The organism is Shewanella frigidimarina (assembly GCF_003797125.1).
GTDB lineage: Bacteria > Pseudomonadota > Gammaproteobacteria > Enterobacterales > Shewanellaceae > Shewanella > Shewanella frigidimarina.
In genome coordinates, this window is sequence record NZ_RKKE01000001.1 from 108,450 (window position 1) to 131,933 (window position 23,484).

Sequence of the window (23,484 nt, forward strand, 5' to 3'; positions counted from 1 at the left end):
GCTGCATATCTATCCTCTCTCGCTCAACTTTATCGAAGCTAAGCAACTACTTCGCCGCTGATGATATTTCTGTTAATGCCGCTAAGGCAGCATCGTAGTCTGGATGTTCACTTACTTCAGTCACTAACTCTTTATATTTCAATGTGCCTTGAGGATCAATAATAAAAATTGAACGCGCTAATAAACCACGGTCTTTAATTAACAAGCCATACTTTTCGCCAAAATCACGCCATACAGAGTCAGACAACACTTTAATTTTATCCACATTTTCGGTTTGGCAAAAACGCTTCTGAGCAAACGGTAAATCTTCGCTAATGGTTAACATAACCACATCAGCATCATATTTAGTAAACTCTTTATTAAATCGCTTGGTTTGTAATGCACACACACCAGTATCTAAACTCGGTACTGCGCTAATCAACACGGTCTTACCTTTAAAATCACTCAGGCTAACCGGATTAAACTTTTCATCTACCACAGTAAATAATGGCGCAACCGTATTAATTTTCGGTATGCGTCCTTCTAAAGCAACAGGATTACCGCCCATGGTAATCATGGTTTTTTCGCCGGCAAAACTGGAAACACTCATAACAGATGAAGATAATAATGTGATTGCTGCAAAGGTTGAAAATAGCTTCATGAAAAAATTCCTTGTATAAAAAAACCAGCAAATGCTGGTTTTTTAAAATATTAAGTTGCCTGCTAGATTATTTTGCTGGAACTTCTTTCACATGTAAATCCATTTGTGGGAATGGAATTTCAATCTCAGCAGCATCTAATGCATTCTTGATTTGCTCAAGTAATTCAAAACGCGCAGTCCAATAGTCTGGTGTTTTAACCCACGGACGTACGACAAAGTTAATTGAACAATCAGCAAGCTCAGCTAGACCGATAGTATAACCAGGATCTTTTAACACAAACTGGTTGTTATCTAAAATATCCGCTAATACCTTCTTAGTTTTAGCGATGTCAGCAGTATACGAAACACCAATCGTTAAATCGATACGACGCTTTTCTAGTGCTGAATAGTTAGTGATAGTGCCATTCATAATCGCTGAGTTAGGCGCGATAATCATTTTGTTGTCACCAGTACGTAAACGTGTTGAGAAAATCGTAATCTCATCAACGACACCGGCAACACCAGCGGCTTCAATAAAGTCACCTACGCGGCATGGACGGAAAAGCACCATTAATACACCTGATGCAAAGTTAGAAAGTGAACCTTGTAATGCTAAACCTACCGCTAAACCAGCGGCACCGATAACCGCAACCAATGACGCAGTTTGCACACCAACTTGACCCAGTGTGGCGACAATAGTAAATACAAACACCAACATCCACGCTAAGTTTGCCACAAACGAAACGACTGTTGTATCCACTTTGCGGTTGGTCAATAATTTGGTTGTTATGCGTTTTGCTACACCGGAAAAATACTTACCGATGAGAAAAATAACAATAGCAGCTAGCGCTTTAAGACCATAAGTCATCAAAAACTCAGGTGCCTGCTCCACTAAAGCATCTAAACCTTCTATATGTTCCATTTCTTTCTCCATTTTAATAGCAGTCTTATTCTGCCGATATAATAAATTCTACTCGTCGATTACGCTGACGCCCTTCTATAGTGGCATTATCCGCGACCGGAATTTTGTTACTCATGCCAACGATCTCAATCGACGTCGGTTGAAATTGGTACTCATTTACGAGTAAATCTTTAATGGTGGCTGCACGTTTAAGTGATAGTGAGCGGTTAACAGCATCACTACCAATATTATCAGTGTGTCCCTCTAAACGAATAGCCACTTGAGGATGTTGCTCAATGTATTGCTGCACCCTAACCAAGGTTGGTCGCTGAGTTAACAACACTACTGATTTATCAAAATCAAAATACACAGGTTGAAGAATAGACCCAAAACAATCTACTGCCACAGAAACATCTCGTTGTTGACGACATTGTTCAGCAATAAGGGCCGAATTATTTGTTACTGTCGCGCCTAATTCAGCTTCATCAAACTCAGCATCCTCTTCGGCATCCTCATCAACAATCAATAACTCAGTATCAATACAACCATTTGCCATAACAACGCTATTAGCAGGGGTATCATTACAAGCATCTTTTTTATCAGGAACGCCGTCAAAATCTGTGTCAACCCAGGCATGGGCAGTGCAGATAAAACAGCCAATTAAGATCAATGTCACCGTTCGAACAAAAGTCATAAATACCCCTTCGACATGACATCGAAATTTGTTAATGAATCGTATTTTAACTGTTTATGACTTAAATTAAAAGACAACACTTTATAATCAACACCTTGCACAATCACGCTTAACTAAAGTCTCACTAAAGCGTGATATAGGTATCGGCACCATGCCTGAAAACCTTATTAACTTCCGGCCAGCTTAGCAACAAAAACAAAACAAACCGCTAACATTGCTGGTAGTTGATTGTTTGTATTGACACATTTTATAACAAGCTTAACCTCTCTGTTCCCCGCATTAACATTGACTTTATCGGCATGAAAAGGGTATATAAGGTTAGCTTTTTGATGTTTGGTTAACATTCAGCGTCAAACTGACATTATTTATTATAAAAAATAAACAATAAAGTTGCTCAGTACTGCGTTATCACGGTCAAACACTCGATATTTCAGGTGTTAGTTGATAAAGCAGTCATAGACAACTCTTGCAAACAATTATTTCTGTGACGATATTTTCTCACAGGCAATCACAAGCTTAAGGTGGAAGACTTAATGAGTGACGCAAAACCACAAGGTACATTGTTTGGACACCCTAAGGGGCTGTTCTTACTTTTTACAACAGAACTATGGGAACGCTTTAGCTATTACGCAATGCGTGCAATTTTAGTACTTTATTTGGTAGATAAAGTCCAAAGCAATGAAGCAGGTGGTGGTTTAGGCTGGAGCCAAGCAGACGCATTATCACTATATGGTACTTTTACCGGTTTAGTTTACTTAACACCATTAATTGGTGGCTGGCTAGCTGATAACGTATTGGGTCAACGTAAAGCCATTTATATTGGTGGCTTCTTAATGGCAGCGGGGCAATTTACGCTTGCAGCACCACATAGTTGGATGCCGGGTTTAGAAACCATGATGTTTTATATTGGTTTAGGGACGTTAATTATAGGTAACGGTCTATTTAAACCAAATATCTCCACTATGGTAGGTGATTTATACCCTGCTGGTGATCATCGTCGTGACGGCGCATTCACCATATTTTATATGGGTATCAACTTGGGTGCAGCCTTGTCAGGCTTTATCGTTGCTTGGGCTTACACTTCATTTGGTCATGAAGTTGTTATTGGTGGTGAAGACGTGTTTATCAACAACTGGCAAGCAGGTTTCTTCTGCGCCGGTGTTGGTATGATTTTATCATTGATTATTCAGTTTTTCTTTGCGCAAAAATTACTTGGCGACATCGGTGTCGAACCGGCAGCTAAAGTAGAACAAAGAAAAAATGCAGCTAAAGGTGAAACCAGAAGTGAACCGCTAACAAAGATTGAACGTGACCGTATTAAAGTCATTATGGTAATGGGATTATTCACCATTATTTTCTGGGCTGGCTTCGAACAAGCAGGCGGATTAATGAACTTGTTCACTAACAATTTCACTGATCGTATGATTGGTTCGTGGGAAGTACCTACCACTTACTTCCAATCACTCAATGCTATTTTTATTGTTGTTTTTGCTCCAGTGATTGCCTCTATTTGGATCCGCTTAGGTAAAAACGAACCTAACTCACCCGTTAAATTTGCGTTAGGTTTATTCTTACTGGCCATCGGTTTCTTATTCATGATGGGCGCAGTATTCGAAATGGGCGGCGACGCTTCAGTTAAATCAAGCATGTGGTGGTTAGTAGGAGCTTACTTCTTCCATACCATGGGTGAATTATGTTTATCACCTATTGGTTTATCTATGGTAACTAAACTGGCTCCACTGCGTATCGCATCATTAATGATGGGTGCATGGTTCCTATTTATTGCTGCAGCAAACAAAATTGGCGGCCTAGTAGGTTCGTTAATTGGTCATGGCGGCGAAGTCGAAGAACAACTCGCAAACGCAATGGCAATTTTTGCTGGGATCGGTATTACCGCAGTCGTCTCAGGTATTATTTTATACCTAATGTCAGATAAATTAGTTGACTGGATGCACGGTGCAGAAAACAAAAATGATACTGAAGAACAAGTTTTAGAAGAAGAAATTGCAGTCACGGCCGAACACGAAGGAATTCAACGTTAATTGGTTTTGATGTAATTGTTATTCTTAATAAAATCCCCTCCAAGTTTCACTTGTGAGGGGATTTTTTATATACCCACATCAAGGGCTGCTAGTGTCAAGGAATAGAACGCCTGCGGCTGTTAGAGTCGCTTAGCTAATAGAACGGACTTCGTCCTGCTAGGATCGCTTCGCTGCTAGAACGGACTGTGTCCTGCTAGAGTCGCTTCGCTACTAGAACGGACTTCGTCCTGCTAGGATCGCTTAGCTGCTAGAGCTGACTTCATCCTGCTAGGATCGCTTCGCTATGCTGTTTGCTTTTATAGCCTCTAGCCGCGAAGCGTCCTAGCAGCGCTCTAGGTTTCTAGTGTCCAAACAATGATCAGCGACACGCTAACTGCATGAAGCCACCCGCTTTAATATCAGATTGATAAACAAGCCCTGTAAAGCGGTTCTCAAGCAGTTGTTGTTTATGCTCATAAAAATGTGTACCAATACAAATCTGTTCATCCCGTAATAAGGTTCTAGTTTGCATACTCGGCTTATCCCACCCTGAACTGCCAAGAGGTACTGATTCGGGCAATGCAAGAGGAGTGAGTTCATTACCGTTACGTAAATAACACCTTAGTCCTTTACCTGATTGTCCGATTGATAATTGGTAGCCGCTTAAATCGAGGCACACATAAATAATATCGGTATTAATATGTAACCCAGACTTCACCATACGCTGATGAAGATAAGACAGCATATTATTAGGTTCGATTAAGGTATTGCTTAAACCATTTCTAAACAGCTTAAGTTTCTGATTAATAAAACTGCGCAATAAGACACAGCCAAAAGCAGCGCTATTATCCTCAGGCGAAAAGTGTGCCATATACATCACTAAATGATGCTCCCCCACCATAGTAGAGTCGATGAAGTAAGCACTAACATCATTATTTTTAAATAAACTGTAATTGATTTCGGCTTTAGGATAATAGATATGCGAAGCAGGAAATAACTGCTGCTGAACACTTTTGGCCGCTTGAGCATTTTGCTCAAGTAAACATAAGTTATCAGTGAGCTCTTGATAAGATAACTCATTCATTTCTTGTAAATGCGATTGCCCAGAAACATTCATCGGCGTAGCGGCTGACATCATCGCTTGGATGATTGCCTGCTCAATAATGAATAAATCAGCAATAGGTTTAGTCAGATAATCACTGGCACCGATGCGCAATGCTTCAACAACATCAGACATCACATCATTACCAGAAATAACAATAGCGGGTATAGCAGGATTAATATCCTGCATCTGTTTAAGCATCGACAAACCATGAAGGCCAGGCATGCTTAAGTCTGCAATAACAATATCAAAAATAGCATCGGAAAAAAGGGCTATACCTTCATCTCCATTACATGCTTGTTGAACCCGAGCACCTTGTCCCTGCAAAAAATCAGCAACGACATGGCGAAATATCGGGTCGTCTTCAACGAAGAGGATCTCGACATCAGTAAGCGCCATACAACAACCTCGCAAACTACACTGCCGAGGTGCCTGTATGCCTCGACTATTCTAGTTCATCTAAATATTCGTCAAGTAACTCATCGTCCGCTTGACTAGATGGCACATCACCATCAAAAACTTTGTAATCCATATGCTGCAAATAGGCATCTTTTACAAAAGCATAAGGATCAAGAGCATTGTCTAATAATCTTTCTTGATCAATGGCTTTAGAACGTGCATCTAAGCCCTTTAAGCCCCATTTTAATACTGACTGCCACATCGTTAACTCTGATAAAGGAAAGTATAGACCATCCACCCAATCAGAGGCGATTTCTCTTGTCACAATTGGGCCATAAAACGGCGCCATAAAATAAGGACCATTTGGTGTACCGTAATAACCTAACACTTCGTTAAAATCATCTTGTTTACGGTGCATCCCCATCATGTCAGCAACATCGACTAAACCCAGTAAACCGATGGTGGTATTAACCGTAAAACGACCTCCTGCATTAGCAGCCCACACCCATTTTCCTTGTAAGGTATTATTCACCAGAGAGCTAGGTTCCTCTAGGTTATAAACAAAATTATTAACCCCTGTTCTGACAGGATTAGGAACATAGTCTTTATAACCATGAGCAACCGGGCGAATAACATACCTATCTAAAAACAGATAGTTAAAGTCCCACATTGTGCGGTTAACTTCTTCAAATGGATCGCGAGGATCATTATATTTAATTTCAACCGCAGGTCGTGATGATGTGGTAACTTGAGGTGCTTCGATTTCGGCATACGCGGGCATGCTAACTGCAACAAACACCTGAAGTAATATCCATTTATACTTCATATAATTCTCTTTAAAATGACAAAAGGTACTACTCAACAAACTGCTATTTTTGTCTTTTTATTAAAGCAATTTTTGTTCAAGTCGATATAATTTAGCAAGCAAGTGTAAGGCTGTTATCATTCACTATTTAGCAATCAGACCTTACTCATACGTCTTTGTTACCAGCAATCATTCACTATAATGGTAATAAAACCCAATATGTTGTCCCAATAAAGGTAACAGGGAGCTAAGGATACTGTGCCATTTGACAATATCAATCAAAAAATTGTAAATGAAGTTGATATTGTTCACTGACAAGTAGATTGATTTCAATAGACAAACATGTTCGTTTGATAGGATTTCTATGGCTGTACCAACAACGCTCCCTCAAAAACCGGTCAATACCGTCACAATCAAACCTGTCGATGTCAGTCCGCAGGCGGTGACTGAGCGTAAACAAACTCAAACCGATAGTACTTCTTTGCCAGCAAAAACCTCAAATGAAAAATCCGTTGTATCCAACTCGTCGACCACAAAATCAGATTTAGCAGCAGTATTATTGCCTGTAAAAGTGGTGCAACCACCAGCAAGCGCACAACTCGACGTCAGTATTGAAAATCAACAGTATCAACTTAACAAGACCGCTGAACTGCAAAAGTTATTACAACAGACAGCGCAAGTCGTTATAGCAAGCGATCAAGCTAAGCTTGTGGCTCGTGCCGTTTCCAGCGTAAATTTACCCGTAGCCCAAGCAGAAGTCATCAACAGCCAAAGTACCTCGCCTGCAATTCCAACGGCTTCTGCAGGCTCAACTGCCACACCACCCGCCCAAACGGTGGCGACTCAATTAGTGCTTTTGGCACAACCTATTCAACTTGCCTTACCACAAGGTCTCGAGGAGCTAGCAAAACAAAATGGTGTTTCAACACAACAACTCGCATCATTGGCAGCCAGAGTTCAAGGTTATCCTCTGCCAACTGCAATAATAGACCAAGGGAAATTGACCTTTTCTGGTGGCACAAGCATTCAATTATCGCCCAATACCGCGTTAAACTCAGGCCAATATTTAGCTAAGGTCGTAGTACAACATCAGCAATTGCAACTTGCGCTCACGCCAGTCATTGCAGAAATAAGCGTTAATTTAACGAAACTTCCGGCACCACCTCAAGCGACCCAGACGCTTGAATCGGCAAACATCATCATAACTAAAAATGAACCAGCACAAATTCTCAGTCAATTTCTAAAAAAGCTAGAGTCTACACCGCTGCCAATCATTGATAATGCGGTAAAAGGAAGCGATGCCCAACAAAAAACGCCTAATGAATTAACATCGTCTTCTGCCAAAGTCGGCCACGATAGTACTGCAGTAAAAACCTTGACTCCGGTAACACAACAGCAAAACTCATCAGGACTATCAGCAGAATCGAATCTCGCTAAAACTGGCAGCAATATGGCACAGCAAGCCAATCTAGCCAAAAGCGCTGTTAACAACACTGTAGAGCAAACAGCATTACCAACTAAATCAGTAGCGGAACAAAACACTCCCAAAGTAAACACCGCTTCTGCGATAGACAATAGCGCAAAGAACAATCCACCAAACAACCCTGCATCAAACAAAATGAACAGTGACAGTGACCCTGCACCAATAGAAGTGCTGAATAAAGCGTTATCAAAAGCAGGCGCGATGCCAATCAAACAGCAGTTAAACCAACAAATTCCACATAATCTAGCCAGCGAACTGTTTAAGCACCTACCACAAATTAGCCCACATCCATTAAGTGCATTGAGTGATCCGGCATTACTCAGCAGTGAGCTATACAGTTTAGCGGCGCTTAATCTTGCCCATACCCAACTAGGTCACTCAACTAGCGCACAGCCCTCACCACTGTTTTCAGGTAGTGCTATCACAACCTTATTCCAGTTATTATTAGGGGTAAAAACAAAATCAACAGGCTCAGGGATCAGCGATAAACTTCAAGCGCACCTTGCGCAGTTGCAACAACGAACCTTGAGTAAACTCAGTGCGAATTCAGGTCTATTAGCAGCATTAGATAAGCTAGGAGGCGCAGACTCTTTGGCACAATTGGCTAACAGTATTGCGCTGTATCAACATGCGAGCACCGATCCCAATCAAGCCATGACTTGGTACTTTGCGCTACCATATTCAATTAACCAACGCGATGAACAATTTGAAGGTAAATTTGAACAAGAAAATGATTCAGACAAAGATAAAAAAGCAGGATGGAAACTACAACTCAAATTTAATTTAGCCCAAGGATCATTATTGATTTGTGCTCATAAGCAAGCAGAGGTGCTTGATATCCAATTTAAAGGCAACAATCAAATGCTACTTACAAAAGTAGAACGCTTTAACCAAGCACTGTCAGAGAAAATTACTCAAATTGGTTTTACACCAGGTAAGCTCACAACGCAGTTAGCCCAAATTCCAGCGACGTTATTACCTGGCGATCACTATTTAGTCAAAACAAGAGCTTAATAGAGAACATTATGAAAGATGACTCGAAAAAAATACAGCAAGCAGTCGCACTCAGTTTTGATGGTAAAAGTGCCCCAAAAATTACTGCTACTGGTAAGGACTTAGTTGCCGAGGAGATGATATTAATCGCTAAGGAAGCGGGGATCCATATCCATCAGGACCCACACTTAAGTGAGTTTTTGCAGCTATTAGAATTAGGTGATGAAGTACCGAAAGAGTTGTATCTATTAATCGCTGAATTGATTGCATTTGTGTATATGTTGGATGGGAAGTTCCCTGAACAATGGGATAATCTTCATCAAAAAATTGTCGCTCAAGCTTAACTCCTTTCAGCTACAAAATTGTCAAACCTAGATCATCTAATGTTAATGTTGTAAAAATTGGTAAATCAAGCTCGCTGTTATCATTATGCCACCGACTCCCAGTCCACCGAGACACAATCCAGCCAAACGGTCTTGATCAAAATCAAGCCAGTCATTAAATGCTGCATAATAACGCAGCGAGATCCCATACAATACAATGAGGACTAAAGAGATAAAACTATACAAATAGTGTTCTGGGTAGGCAAACGTCAGCAACGGAATAAATGCCAACAGGTAATCACAACCCTTTTGCTGTACGTCAGTTCGATACACAATATACGCATCAATACACATTTGAATTGGAATATATATGGCTAGTAAACCTAACAACCAAATGAAATCCATCACAACCTCTGTATCGGACTGTAAGGAACTGAAACGCTAATATTGCAGAAAACTATCGTGATATAAATACTCTCAAAAAAATCAATCTCACTTAAAATCATATCATCAATAACAATGTCATAAATGACAATAATAAAAGCTAGAACAGAGCAAATTAATCGATGAAGTATTGCGGATATATGGGGGATATAAAAAATGTCGAAAAACAATAACTGAGTAAATCGAAAAGAAAGTTGTTTCATTACAAATCCATTTTATTAATGCGTATCCATTACACATTTTGGTGAAAATAACGCTTAAAAAATACAACTAAAAAACAACTAAAAAACACTGTGTAAACCGATAACTGAACATCACAAATAACACACTAAACAAACAATACCTAAATATAGCAGCAACATGAGAACAGCAACTAGAATTTATAGCAAAGTAATAGATTAAAATATCAAACCAATATTAACACTGTTGTATAAATTTATAATCAACAATAAATTTACATGTTGCTATTAGATAACAATCAAGACCTTACAAACACAATAACAGTTCAATTATTCAGCGATATTGGCTGGCTTAATCTTTAAAAAAGTGAATACTGTTGTTAGCATAGGAGTGGTTATATAACTGAACATCATTACGTGTTCCTTTTTGGATATTTAAATTATGTTTTCATACCATCATAATGCGCACTGCCCTATCAATTAAAATGACTAAATATTGGCTGACACGAGTATTAATTTTATCTTTGTAATTTGCAGACACTGATAAATTAACTGGACAGTAAACTCAGGGAATTGTAATGAAGACCAACCTTAAACTGATATCCGTTGTGAGTATTTCTTTCATCTTGCCTGCACAAGCGCAAGTAGTCAGCTTTAATGATTACGGACCGTTACAGGTATATGCACAATCACCGATGCAATCTATTAATCTCAGCCCATTGTTACGTTCTGGCTTTTCGTTACCCCAAGGTCAAAAAGAATGGTACATCACAGCAAACGCTGCCAGCGTCTGGTCCGAATCCGATGAGTTATTGGCAGATTACTACCAAAATGCGATTAGCAGCGGCTTAAAATGGCAAATTACAGAGGATTTACTGTTTGATGCTAATTACACTTGGCAATTTAGTGGTGACAACCATTTGGATTCATTAACAATGTGGTTCCACGATGCTTTTGGATTTGACCAAAATGGTCGTAACCAGCAAGCTAAACACCAAAGTCAAATGCGTTCAGAAAAATACGATATTGATGTTGAAAACTTTAATGGTGAAACCCTCAATAATGCATTTACAGCATATTTAGGTTATCAATTACTGCAAAATGAACACCATGGTATTTCGGTTGGAGGCACGCTGTACTACAAATCTGTCGATTCAGGCCCATTTGCTGATGAAAGCTTCCAGCAAAGCGTGCAAATTAATTACGGCTACCACAATGGCAATCACCATTTGAACTCTACTCTAGGGATCAGTTTCCTACACAGTAAAGCGCCGCTATCGCAAAATAGTTTCGAATCTCATTACCTAACGTTGGGGCTGGGTTACGAATATCGTACCGGTCGGCACGGTTGGTTAGCTGAATACCATCGCTATGATGGCATGGTAAGTTGGGATGAGAACTTCTCAGAGGCGTCTAATGAAGCGTTATTGGGTTATCGCTATTACTTCAATAGCAGCGCCATCGAATTCACTATGGTTGAGAACTTTTTAAACATGGATAACAGTGCTGATATAGCTTATGTATTAGGTTATCGGCATAAATTTTAGATCCTAGGTTCTAGAGCGCTGCGCTTCTAGGGCGGACTACGTCCTGCTAGGGACTGCTGCGTTGTTACAATAGAAAATGGATAGCAAGCGATGAAAAGCGATATCAAGCGAGTTAGATTCCAGTGCGTAGCACCTCTAGTTATCCAGACTCTAAGCCTATGCATTTATAGCATCTAGCCGCGAAGCGTACTAGCAGCGCAGCGATCTAGGCTGTTGCTAAGATTTTATAGCATCTAGCCGCGCTGCTCTAGTTACCTAGGTATTTTCTTCAACTAAACAACCTAGCACTCTATTTCTGCCACGGTCTTTGGCTAAGTACAATTGTTTATCTGCCGCTTCAACTAAGATTTTATTGGGCATATCATACATTGGCACTATGGTCGAAACCCCAGCGCTTACAGTAACATAAGAAAATATTGGTGAGTTTATATGGGCTATTTTCAATGACACTATACTGTCAACAATTTGCTGAGCCACATAAGTCCCACCAATTACATCAGTGTTTGGTAGTACACAGATAAACTCTTCACCACCATAACGCGCGACTAAGTCATAAGGACGGTTAACAGTGTCTTGTATCTTCTGTGCAACAACACGTAAACAAGTATCACCCTCGGTGTGGCCGTAGGTGTCATTAAAATGCTTAAAGAAATCGATATCCAATAAAATAATGGTCAATGGCTGTTTTTCACGTGCGCATTGTAACCAGGTAACGGGTAGCACTTGATCAAACTTACGCCGATTAGCCACACCGGTTAATCCATCTAGCAGTGCAATAGAGCGTAATAAATCAGTTTGAGATTTAGCCATCATCTGATTTTTAATGCGTGCTTTAGTAATAACTGGATTAATGGGTTTATGAATAAAATCAACAGCTCCTAACTGGAACCCTTTAACCTCTTTATCTTCATCAAAATGGCCCGACACAAAAATAACCGCCACATCCTCGGTATCGGGGTCTTTTTTCAAATGCGCACACACATCAAATCCATTAAGCATCGGCATTTCGATATCTAACAATACGATATCTGGTTTGACTTTTTTACACATATCAATGGCTTGATGACCATCTCGAGCCATATAAATATCGTAATCCGCTTGCAATAGTTGATGCAATATTTTGATGTTCACAACTTGATCATCAACTAACAGTATTTTACCTCTAACTGGCGCAACACCAGAAATATACTCATCTATGAACACGCATCACTCCTTAATTATCGATTTTAATGTATCGACAGCATCCACGAACTCAAGTTGGCTCACTTGATTTTTCAATCTTAACCACTGCTTATCTGGCACCACGTCGCTTAACAGGCGTTCAAGGTACTCAATGGCATCTAAATTTTGCTCAACCAATAATTCCATTAATAGGTTGATTTTATCGGGTTCTATACTTTGTATCGGCAATACTGCATTATTATCCAGCGCATTAGTTGTTAATACTGCACTTTCATCTGGAAAAAGAGTATCTAACATATGCAAGCTATCATTAATCTGACCTTGCATTTGGCTTAAGCAAGCTAATGAATCGATATTAACAGCATTCTTTATATTTTTCTCTAGTGTGGCAGCAAAAGCTGCGAGTCGCTTAGCACCAATATTACTGGCAGTACCTTTAATCGTATGAGCAATACTACAGATAACATTGTCATCATTTTGTGCGAACGCTTGAGTAAGTAATGATAATTGTTCTGACATTTCTGATGCAAAATGATGCTTCACATCAATGAAAAATGCAAGTTCACCACCAAAACGACGCAGAATAGAATCTGGGTTTTCGATAATCGCTTCATCGTCACCATCATCAAGCATCTCTGGTAACGCAATAGGTGAATTATTGACAGTTGAATGATAATAAGCACTATTATCTTGGCCCAATAGACTAAGCATACAAGGTAATAAAAGAGTCATGTCTATCGGTTTACCGATATGGTCATCCATACCCGCCTCTAAGCATAATGTTTTATCAGCAAGCGATGCATTAGCCGTCATCGCTAAAATGGGTAAATCATTAAATCGGCCATCGGCACGAATAAGGCGCGTAGCCTCAAGTCCATCCATTACTGGCATTTGCATGTCCATAATGACAATATCAAATTGATTATTTGACTTAGTAACCCAATCAACTCCCTCAATACCGTCTTTAGCCAATGTCACTACCGCGCCTTGTAGGCGTAATAATTCATCAATAACTTGGCGGTTAAGCTGATTATCTTCAACCACCAACACCCTGATACCTTTTAAGACTAAATGGGTTATTTTTCTAGGTTGCACAGGCTGAACTAAACCATTTATGGCTCGGTAAACGGCCTCAAGCATTAAGTTGGCAGTAACAGGTTTGGTTAACATACTCACAAAAGGTTGCTGGCGATATTGTTTAGTTTGTTCCATCACCTCTGCACCATATGCTGTCAGCATAATAATGGCTGGTGCCTTACCTGCCGGAAACATCGCTTGAATATGATTGGCGGTTTCTAAGCCATTCATATCGGGCATCCGCCAATCCATAATAATCACATCATAGTGACTGCTGGCATTTAAGCTTTGCTCTATAAGATTGATAGCCTGTTTACTATTATGAGCTTCATTAACATAAGCACCATGGGCCATTAAGGTTTTGGATAAAATTTTACGACTCATTTTACTGTCATCAACAATCAGAATATTCTTACCCAGTAAATCGATATCTAGATCGTTATTCTTCACTTCAACAATATTAAACGTCAACTCAAACCAAAAACGACTTCCCTCACCAACATGGCTCGATAATGATAATTCCCCCCCCATCAACTCAACTAAACTTTTAGTGATTGCTAATCCCAGTCCTGTGCCGCCGAATCGTCTTGACGTTGAAGACTCTGCTTGAACAAAACCTTGGAAAATTTTGCTGCTTTGTTCAGGGCTAATTCCGATACCAGAATCAGTAATTGAAATAGTTAAATTCACTTGATTCGCAGTACACTCATTACAGTGTACCCCAACAATAACATGACCTTCAGAGGTGAATTTAATCGCATTACCCGCAAGATTTAACAACACTTGTCGCAAACGAAGTTCATCACCTTCAATCAAGTACGGAATGGCAGGATCTAAATCAAAAATGACTTCTAAATGTTGACTGTGTACGTTGGCCGCTAACATCACCGCTAATTCGCGCATTAACGTTTCGAGTTGAAACGGATGCAAATCAAGTTCTAACTTACCAGCATCAATTTTCGAAAAGTCTAGAATATCATTTAATAGCCCTAATAATGACTTCGCTGCAATCTCCGCTTTAGTGACATAATCAGCTTGTTGGCGGCTCATATCAGAATGCTGAATAAGTTGTAGCATGCCTAGCACAGCATTCATTGGAGTACGAATTTCATGACTCATATTGGCTAAAAATGCTGATTTAGCGGCACTCGCAGCATCTGCGGCTTGTTTAGCTAAACGCAAAGTTTGTTCTAACTCGCGTTGCTCTGTAATGTCACGGTTAATCCCAACCACGCGCAAAGGTTTACCTGTTTTGTCATAACTAATTTGGGCCCCGGCATGAATGTAGCGAATTTGATTCGAGCTGGTAATGATCCTGAAAGTCGGTTCATAAGGAATATTCAAGTCAATGGCTTGTCGTAGAGCGAGTTCAGCCATTTCAATATCATCTGGATGAATCCGTTTTTGCCAATGCTGGTAATTTAAGCCCTTTTCTGTAAGCGCTGTTGGGTAATCATACATAGCAAACATCCGATCGTTCCATTGTAAGTCGTCGGTGTCTAAATCTAAATTCCAAATACCTAACTCAGCAACTTCGGCTGCTTTACTCAGTTGATTACTGGCCGACACTAACTCCTCTTGTTGCTTGAGCATTTGATCGATATTCACCGCAACACCTAAATACCCTACAATCTCTCCAATTTGATCGCGCATAGCCGAAACCGACAACGACACTTGGCATTGAGATAAGTCTTTACGGATATACGTCCAGGTACGCGTTTCAGGCCCTTGTGTTCTAGGCTTATACACAAACACATCAAAAGTACTAATATCTTCGCCAAACTCCTCTGTTAACTCTTCACTGCGTTGGCGGACCTCTGAAGGTAGATGCCATATTGCAGGACTTTGCTTACCTACAATCTCCTCAGCCTTATAACCAAGTAACAACTCTGCACCACGATTGAAAATGTTAATAATGCCATCATTATCGGTTGAAATAATCGCAATTTCTGTTGCTGCGGCAAGCACGTTTGTGAGTAAAGACGCGAGTTTATTCTTTTCTAACTGGGTATTTTTACGTTCAGTAATGTCAATCCTCAATGCGATGCAGCGAACAAGATGACCGTTTTCGTCCATCACTGGGGCAATTACCGTATCAAGCCATTTAATATTGCCCTGTCTATCTCGGTTACAAATTTCATCATGCCAAGTCTCGCCTGCATGAATGGTTTGCCACATCTGCTGCCAGAAGGCACGATCATGTTCATTGGATTTTAAAATAGAATGTTTCTTACCAATCATTTGCTCGCGAGTGAACCCTGATGTTTGACAGAAATTATCATTTACCACCAAAATAACGCCATTTTTATCTGTTTCAGAATAGAGCAGCTGCTGATTAATATTATCAAGTAAGGTTTTATTTTCTGACAGGGCTTGTTGTAACGCTTGAGTACGTTCGGTAACTTTACGTTCAAGACTGGCATTAATGTTCAAAATTTGCTTTTCAGCATTTAGCTGTACTGTAATATCTCGGATAGTCTGACTGACGCCGATAATTTTGCCAAACTCATTATAAATAGCCAATGACGTCATCGACGTCGACAGTAGTTCATTGTCTTTTCGTTTATGTTGGCTGACAAAGTTTAATAACGATTTACCACTTAGTACCTGATTAAATTTTTCATTTTCAGCATCATAGCCGTCGTTTGGTACAATAAACGTTGTTTTCTTGAGGCCTATCACCTCATGTTTCTCGTAACCGAACATTGTTACCGCACCATCATTCCAACTGGTAATAACACCATCACAGTCAAAACTAATAATCGCATCAAGCGAATGCTCTAAAATATTGGCTCGTCTTTCATTATCTTCCAAAATGATACGCTTACGGCCTAATGCATAGCCGTAAAAACCAATAAGCCCACCCAATAACAAGCTCACAATCACACCATAACTAAATACAATTTTCGGTGAACTTAAATGTAAACCGCTGACAAATTCAGGATAAGCCACTAACGTTACTTGCCATTTACGTCCAAATATTTCTCGATCTAATGTAACAACAAAAGATGTTAATGGATTTACCTCATCAACATGTGTTTCATAAAACATGACATTATTTTGAGCATCGGTCACATCATTGACCAATAATTTAGTGGTTTTACGCGATAAATTAATCTGTTCAAAAACTTCATTGGCAACGAGTGGCGCATAACTCCAACCAAAAGCTTGTTGCTCCCTTAACGCCGGGGTTGCTGGAGTAAGTCCAGTACGATAAATAGGCATTAAAATAAGAAAGGCTTGTAACGGATGACCAGTCGCCTGCACTAACGTGATTGGACCGGTTAAGCGTGTCTCACCCGTTAAATATGCTTGTTGTGCGGCATTTTTGCGGTTTTGTTCAGAGGAAATATCTAAACCGACAGCGGCGAGATTACGATCAATGGGTTCGATATAGTCAATCACGTACCGTTCATCATCATGAGGAGTAAGTTGACGCACGCTGAAATCGGGCCAATCATCAAGTTTAGCTTTGGCAACAAAACTCGCTTCATCGTTGGCTGGTACACGGCGGATATAACCAAACCCTCGCGCACCGGGGAACTCGCTTTCAAAATCGCGAGTTAAGCTATATTTTTTAAAAAAATCACGAGAAATATTATCTTCACCAACGGTATAAATAACCCCTCGAGCACCTCTTAAACCATATTGATACAATACGATACGATCAATAATATTGTTAGCAACTTGCTCTGTCACCGTTTCAAGAGATTGAGTAATAATGGTGTTATTTTGATTATTAACACTTAAAGCAGTAATAAAACTGATGACTAAGCCAAAAGAAAATACTCCAATACCCAATTTAAGCGCATTTTTATAACTATATAGTCTGGTCATTTTTATCATTAGTTAAGAGTCACAGACATTAACTTTGGACGACAAATGCTTTTTTTACAAGCTAGACATTGAAAAATATAGTGTTTCCGAAATTGATTACGAATCTAGACTGCTACGCGGATAGTGCGCTGCGCTTCTAGGGCGGACTACGTCCTGCGAGGGACAGCTGCGCAGTTAAGATGTTATAGAACCGAGTCAGCTAGATTCTAGTCGTCTAAGCTTTTGCTTTTATAGCATCTAGCAGCGTAGCGCTCTAGTCACCTAGGCTTTTGCTTTTATAGCATCTAGCAGCGTAGCGCTCTAGTCATCTAGGCTTTGCTTTTATAGCATCTAGCAGCGTAGCGCTCTAGTCATCTAGGCTTTTGCTTTTATAGTATCTAGCAGCGTAGCGCTCTAGTCATCTAGGCTTTGCTTTTATAGCATCTAGCGATCTAGTCATCTAGCTTCTAATTCCAAGCTATCCCGCTCTAACGCCCAACTGTCGTTTCGGTTAATGCGTCAAACTGAATGATATAATAGTGGCCGTCACTTTTGTCTTGCTGGTTATTGACCGCTGGAGACTGATGTAACTTATTCACCGTAACTAACAACTTACCATCGGCCGTAGTTGAAAAACCGTCAGACCAACTGAACTTGTCACTATCTTGATGCAAAATATGATATTGACGATCTGTGTCGATATAACCGACAGCATTATGGCTTATATCAGTAACATAAATGTTGCCGCCATTATCAATGGTTATGCCGTCGCTGACAGGCTTATTAGCATAAAACTCCACTTTGCTGCGTAACATATTGGCCGATAATTTAACATCTAGTAGATATTGAGTGTGCACCCGATATAACTTCTCACCACTTAATGCACCAAAATAAACCCACTCGTTATTAGGGTCTATGGTCAGTGAATCAACCCCAATACGAATAGGCTGGCCACCGATAGATAAAGTATTGCCATTAATCACCGTATCAACATTTTCAGGACGGGTATAAACGCTGCCATCTAATACTCGTCTTGCTGTGCCACTCGTTAAATCAACCACCATTAATGCCGCATTACTGCCACCAGCAGGATCGGATATATATACCGCTTCATGTTGCCTATCAACTGCAAGATCATTCAAAAATGAATTATCCGGCAATACTGGTGCCGCTAAAGAAATCATTTTATATAAACGGTTTTGTTGAGTGTCCCAACCGATAAGTCGCCCGACACCGTCAGTAGAAGCAGTTTCAAGCATCCATAAAATGCCCTGTTCATCAATCACCACGCCCAAAACAGGATTAAGATTTTGATTGAACTCTGTATTAGGGTAATCGACGATAGATCCATCTTTTTTAAGCTCGACAATTCTCGAATCAACACCGTAAAAATGATGATTACTCATGAAAACTCGCCCAGTAGATGACACGGCCACATTACCAGGGGGATGTTGGCTGTCTAACTCGCGGAACACTGAATAATCTGCAGCAAATACAGTACTGGTAAATAAACTACTCAGTAACACTAAAGACGCAATCACTCGCGTTTTAGATAACAACACTTTTTTAGGTAATATGTTCATTCTAGGTACCATAACGGTTGTAGATTCAAATAAACTTTTAAACATCATAAATTAGATCCCTACAGCGCTTTTAATGAGCTAATGATATCTTCAGGATCAAGACGGTAAGTATAATCAGCATCTACAAATGCTTTGACAATGGTGCCGTCTTTTGCAACCACAAAGGTCGCCGCTAATGGAAAATCAAATTGATCCGCACCATTATGCTTTTCTACTTCTACACCAAATTTCTGGTACAGATCACGAATAGAATCGGGTAACGAAAAGACTAAACCAAGCGCTTTGGCATACTCTGCATTCACATCTGACAAGACATCAAATTCGAGTTCATTTTTCTCTGCGGTTGAAAGTGACATATCAGGCAACTCAGGCGTAATAGCCACAAACGTTGCCCCTAACTGTTTAAACTCAGCAAGATGCTGCTGATAGGCGCGCAGCGCTAAATTACAATATGGACACCAACTACCACGATAAAATGTCACCACGACCGGTCCATTAACTAACAACTCGGATAAATGACGGGTAACGCCCAATGGATTGGTTAACGAAAACGCAGCCAGTTTATCACCCGCTTTAGGCGCGCTATCGATAATGCCGGATAACTTCAGGTTTAACGTCGCATCCGACATGATCGCCAATACCTCAGGAGGTAAATTGGCAGCGTTGGCATCTCGTTTTTCAGTCAGCTGGGTGGATAATGACATGATAGCGTCTCATTTTATCTTGAATATTCATTCAAGATAATCAAATCATAACAACAACGCAAGTAGTTTTTGAACAATCATTCAAGTGGTGCTATTATAGCGTCAGTAACGATTGAGGATCGATGTCATGGCAAAGAAAAATTTTGAACGAGCGGACGTATTAGATAAGGTCATCACCCTATTTTGGCAAAATGGCTATGCCGCATCGAGCATTCAGCAAATCACTAAAGCCACCGGATTAAAACCAGGTAGCTTATATTATGAATTCGATAGCAAAGAAGGCTTATTCCAAGCAGCCTTAGCACGCTATGCCACCTTTTCGATTGAGGCGATTCATCAACTAATGCAACAAGCTGACGATGTCAAAGCAGGTATTAGACAGATCCTCGACAACATTGTTGAGCAATCAAAGTCTTGTGATTACTGCGGTTGCTTCTTAATCAAAACTCAACTTGAACTCGCCTCTCAAGGTAACGAGCTATACAAATTTGCTTCATCACAATTAACTGAGATTGAGCATGTATATCAACATTACCTGAGCCAATTATATGAGCCAGAAACAGCTAAAGCCTATGCAGCTCAACTTATGACCGTCACATTCGGCATCCGAGTCTATGGCTATCAGTCAGAATCAGCAGCAACCCAAATCAACACTATCAACGCGCTACTGCCATGGCTAAAAGTTGAGTGCTAAGCTTATACGTTACCCAGTATATTGAGAGTTCCCCCCTGCTGTCACGGGACTGAATGTGGACAGTTTAACCTCGTTGTTATTGATGATAACCACGGTATCTTGGTGCAACAGTTTACCTATGTAAGTGGTCGCTCAACGTCAAACTTTCCAATGACCACATTATTTTGATTAGGTCCTTTTCCGCACGTTGCCCAAACGAAAAAAAACAGCCTCGCATTGCGAGGCTGTTTGGGCTTAAATAACCTCAACTCGGGTTAAGAAGTGGGATATGTAAGGCAAAATGACAACATTCAGCCTATTTCATATTAAACTTGTCATTTGTTTTGCTAACAAGGCGCATCGACGCGTCAATAGCTAACCAATTACAAGCCAAAGCAACACAGTTAGCGAGACAAATTGCTGTTTGATAAATGTTTATTATCCCGAGTTGAGGTTAAGTAACTACTCTTCTTTTGTCTCAGGATAGATACTGTTCCACCACTGTGGTTCATCTTTTAACTTCATATCGAACCATGCCATGGTGGTATTCCACCAATCAAAGCGGGCTTGGCGGCTATTGATGTGATGGTCTTGGTCGTTAAACTCAACCAACTCAACTTCTTTACCTAATAGCTTAAGCGCGGTGTACATGTAATGGCTTTCACCTACTGGTACGTTGGTGTCGGCATTACCATGAATAAGCAATAACGGTGTGGTAATTTTATCTGCATGGTATAGCGGGCTTTGCTCTACATAGAGCTCTGGATTATTCCACGGAAAACTGCCACGACTGGCCACGCCAGAATAACCGTAACCCCACCAGCCATGGCCCCAGTAAGACGATAAATTACTGATCCCCGCATGCGACATTGACGCAGCAAAGATATCGGTTTTTGTAGCCAAATACATGGTCATGAAGCCACCATAAGATGCGCCCATATTTCCCACACGTTTAGCATCAACTGATGGGTACGCATTTAAGAAGGCTTTAGTACCCTCAATAATATCGTCAGCGCTGTACTTGCCCCAGGCATTAACATGACGGCCACTAAAGGCTTGGCCATATCCGGTTGCACCGTTTGGTTGCACAACATACACAACATAACCTTGGGCTGCCCATAAATTAAATGGCCAACGCCCGGTAAAGTGACGCCCTACAGGTGAGGTACCGCCATAGTAATACACTAATGCGGGATACTTTTTACTGGCATCAAAATCGGCAGGTAAATAAACACGGCCATCAATGTTATGCCCATGGGTATTAGTAAAATCAAAATCTTCAATTTTACCTAAACGCGTGTTGGCATAGCTAAGTTGTTGACTATCAAACAGCAACTGTTCACGGCTTGAATTAACCTTCATTTTATAGGCTTTTTGCGGCGCAGTGGCTGAGGTACCAGCAAATACTAATGTGGGTGTAGATTGCTCAATGGCAACACTAAAGCCGTCTATCATATCCACACCGGTGTCTATTCGATTAAAGTGTTTTTTGCTTTTATCAAATAAATACAAAGGTGCACGGTCGCCTTCGGTTACCGTCACAATTAAATCATCATTTTCAAGCTTGGTGATGCTGCCTATGGAAGGATCAAACTCTTTACTGAGTGCACTGACATTGCCTTTAGCATCACGCCAATATAACTGACCATCATAATCGTTCACTTCAAGGTTAGGATCTTGTATTCCTGTGCCGTCCATAAAACGCGGCCCAGCGGTAATATACATACCGTCATCAGCATATAGTGCACTATTAAAACTGCGATATTCACCCATCATGGTTTCGCTTAAATCAGCTAATGTCAGCTCAATAAGCTGCGTTATTCCATGGGCTGGCTGTGCATAATCCACTGGCGAGCGCGTTAACAATAGTTTGCCTTTATCTGCATTACTGTCTAACAAAGAACTGCTGACTTTGTTGTCTGTCAGTTGACGAATAAAGCCCGAGGCAACATCTACTTGATAGAGTTGACTGTTGTTACGCCAATAACTCCAGCGGTCTTCTAATGCTTGAAAACGCTTAGAGGTGGCTTTTTCATCGGCTTTAAAGGGCTTTTCCCAGCTAAAGAGTAGGGTATCGCCAAACCACTGCAAACCAGAGACATTGTCCATATCAGTCGCGACTACGTTAATGCTCAAATCAGCAACATTGAATAATTGAATTTGTTTGTTAGCCACAAAAACGAGTTGTGAAGAGTCGCTTGACCAAACCGCACTGCTTGGGCGGTTATCTTGCCAGCGGTACACCACGCTGTAGTCCGATAATTTACGTAACTCGGTCACTTGAATCGGCGTATCGCCTTGGCTAGCTTGGTATTCAATGGTCGATTGTAGTAAATACTTGCCATTAGGTGACAGGGTTAAGCCACTAATCACTTTTGAATCGAATAACTGCTGGGCAGATACACGCTGCGTTTTTTGTACAGCAAAGTCGATATTATCAACTTCACTTTTGCCCTGCCAATCAAGGCTAAATTCGCTACCTTGCGCTTGGCCATCGGCCAATACCACAAGGTGGTAGTCACCATTTGTCAGCTCAAGTTCGACTTTATCGGCAGATTTAACCAGTTGCCCATTCAAATACACTTGAGGATTTTCAAGCCCGTTAACGGTTAATGTGCCTTGGGTAAAACGATCTGTCGACATTGGCACTTTATATGCTAACCAGCCATCGCCTTCAACCTTAGTTGATGCAGCTTGCCAAGACAGTGGCTGATTAAATACCGTCACCTTACTGGCGTGATTAGCCTGTCTGAGCTGAGCAACCAAATTAGCACGCAGCGGATCTGCATGGGCACTTTTCGATAATGGCGCTGCTGATACTTGATCCACAGGGCCTATTCGCTGAATGTACTTAGCGTCAATTTCTACCCCATGTGCCATGCCCGATATTGCAATGGCTAAACTGGTTAACACCAGAGAAAACGTTTTCATTACCTGTC

The 23,484-nt window shown here is 40.6% G+C and carries 16 protein-coding genes; 5 read left to right on the forward strand and 11 right to left on the reverse strand.

Annotated elements, in window-relative coordinates:
• Positions 1-46: 46 nt before the first annotated feature.
• The 3 genes from tpx to EGC86_RS00470 all read right to left on the reverse strand — a co-directional run bounded on the left by tpx (position 47) and on the right by EGC86_RS00470 (position 2,214).
• Positions 47-640 (reverse strand): thiol peroxidase, encoded by a 594-nt coding sequence (gene tpx / locus EGC86_RS00460; protein ID WP_123776288.1) that lies wholly within the window; start codon positions 638-640, stop codon positions 47-49.
• A gap of 67 nt (positions 641-707) precedes the next feature.
• Positions 708-1,541 carry a mechanosensitive ion channel family protein gene (locus EGC86_RS00465; protein ID WP_425376016.1) on the reverse strand — a complete coding sequence of 278 codons (834 nt, stop codon included), beginning with the start codon at positions 1,539-1,541 and terminating at the stop codon, positions 708-710.
• 25 nt (positions 1,542-1,566) lie between these two features.
• Entirely contained in the window at positions 1,567-2,214 is a 648-nt protein-coding gene (locus tag EGC86_RS00470) for an OmpA family protein (RefSeq protein ID WP_123776289.1), read from the reverse strand.
• A gap of 533 nt (positions 2,215-2,747) precedes the next feature.
• Here EGC86_RS00470 and EGC86_RS00475 point away from each other — a divergent pair.
• Positions 2,748-4,256, forward strand: a complete 1,509-nt coding sequence (locus EGC86_RS00475) for a peptide MFS transporter (RefSeq protein WP_123776290.1) — start codon at positions 2,748-2,750, stop codon at positions 4,254-4,256.
• Positions 4,257-4,614: 358 nt separating this feature from the next.
• Here EGC86_RS00475 and EGC86_RS00480 read toward each other — a convergent pair whose 3' ends face one another.
• Both EGC86_RS00480 and EGC86_RS00485 read right to left on the reverse strand, forming a co-directional pair.
• Entirely contained in the window at positions 4,615-5,736 is a 1,122-nt protein-coding gene (locus EGC86_RS00480) for a response regulator (RefSeq protein ID WP_123776291.1), read from the reverse strand.
• Between the two features lie 46 nt (positions 5,737-5,782).
• Positions 5,783-6,517: an MlaA family lipoprotein gene (locus EGC86_RS00485; RefSeq protein ID WP_425376018.1), complete on the reverse strand. Its 735-nt coding sequence runs from the start codon at positions 6,515-6,517 to the stop codon at positions 5,783-5,785.
• Positions 6,518-6,905: 388 nt separating this feature from the next.
• Between EGC86_RS00485 and EGC86_RS00490 the strand changes: the two genes are divergently transcribed.
• Together EGC86_RS00490 and EGC86_RS00495 are read left to right on the forward strand one after the other, a co-directional pair.
• Positions 6,906-9,038, forward strand: coding sequence for a hypothetical protein (locus EGC86_RS00490; RefSeq protein ID WP_123776293.1), 2,133 nt, complete (start codon positions 6,906-6,908; stop codon positions 9,036-9,038).
• A gap of 11 nt (positions 9,039-9,049) precedes the next feature.
• Positions 9,050-9,361 (forward strand): EscU/YscU/HrcU family type III secretion system export apparatus switch protein, encoded by a 312-nt coding sequence (locus EGC86_RS00495; RefSeq protein WP_041413136.1) that lies wholly within the window; start codon positions 9,050-9,052, stop codon positions 9,359-9,361.
• 42 nt (positions 9,362-9,403) lie between these two features.
• Here the strand turns inward: EGC86_RS00495 and EGC86_RS00500 are convergent, their stop codons facing one another.
• The gene (locus EGC86_RS00500) at positions 9,404-9,745 is read right to left on the reverse strand and encodes a hypothetical protein (RefSeq protein ID WP_123776294.1); all 342 of its coding nucleotides are present in this window, start codon (positions 9,743-9,745) and stop codon (positions 9,404-9,406) included.
• A gap of 796 nt (positions 9,746-10,541) precedes the next feature.
• On the opposite strand from EGC86_RS00500, the gene EGC86_RS00505 reads away from it, so the two are divergent.
• Entirely contained in the window at positions 10,542-11,510 is a 969-nt protein-coding gene (locus EGC86_RS00505) for a DUF3187 family protein (protein ID WP_123776295.1), read from the forward strand.
• A gap of 255 nt (positions 11,511-11,765) precedes the next feature.
• On the opposite strand, the gene EGC86_RS00510 is transcribed toward EGC86_RS00505, so the two are convergent.
• From EGC86_RS00510 to EGC86_RS00525, 4 genes are all read right to left on the reverse strand, one after another.
• Positions 11,766-12,713, reverse strand: a complete 948-nt coding sequence (locus EGC86_RS00510; RefSeq protein WP_123776296.1) for a diguanylate cyclase — start codon at positions 12,711-12,713, stop codon at positions 11,766-11,768.
• 3 nt (positions 12,714-12,716) lie between these two features.
• A complete protein-coding gene (locus tag EGC86_RS00515; RefSeq protein ID WP_123776297.1) occupies positions 12,717-17,615 on the reverse strand; it encodes a PAS domain S-box protein in 4,899 nt (1,632 codons plus the stop codon).
• Between the two features lie 458 nt (positions 17,616-18,073).
• Positions 18,074-19,216, reverse strand: coding sequence for an L-dopachrome tautomerase-related protein (locus tag EGC86_RS00520; protein WP_123776298.1), 1,143 nt, complete (start codon positions 19,214-19,216; stop codon positions 18,074-18,076).
• 11 nt (positions 19,217-19,227) lie between these two features.
• A complete protein-coding gene (locus tag EGC86_RS00525) occupies positions 19,228-19,872 on the reverse strand; it encodes a peroxiredoxin-like family protein (protein WP_123776299.1) in 645 nt (214 codons plus the stop codon).
• A gap of 127 nt (positions 19,873-19,999) precedes the next feature.
• Between EGC86_RS00525 and EGC86_RS00530 the strand changes: the two genes are divergently transcribed.
• Positions 20,000-20,566, forward strand: a complete 567-nt coding sequence (locus EGC86_RS00530) for a TetR/AcrR family transcriptional regulator (protein ID WP_123776300.1) — start codon at positions 20,000-20,002, stop codon at positions 20,564-20,566.
• 441 nt (positions 20,567-21,007) lie between these two features.
• Here the strand turns inward: EGC86_RS00530 and EGC86_RS00535 are convergent, their stop codons facing one another.
• Positions 21,008-23,476 (reverse strand): alpha/beta hydrolase family protein, encoded by a 2,469-nt coding sequence (locus EGC86_RS00535; RefSeq protein WP_123776301.1) that lies wholly within the window; start codon positions 23,474-23,476, stop codon positions 21,008-21,010.
• Positions 23,477-23,484 lie beyond the last annotated feature (8 nt).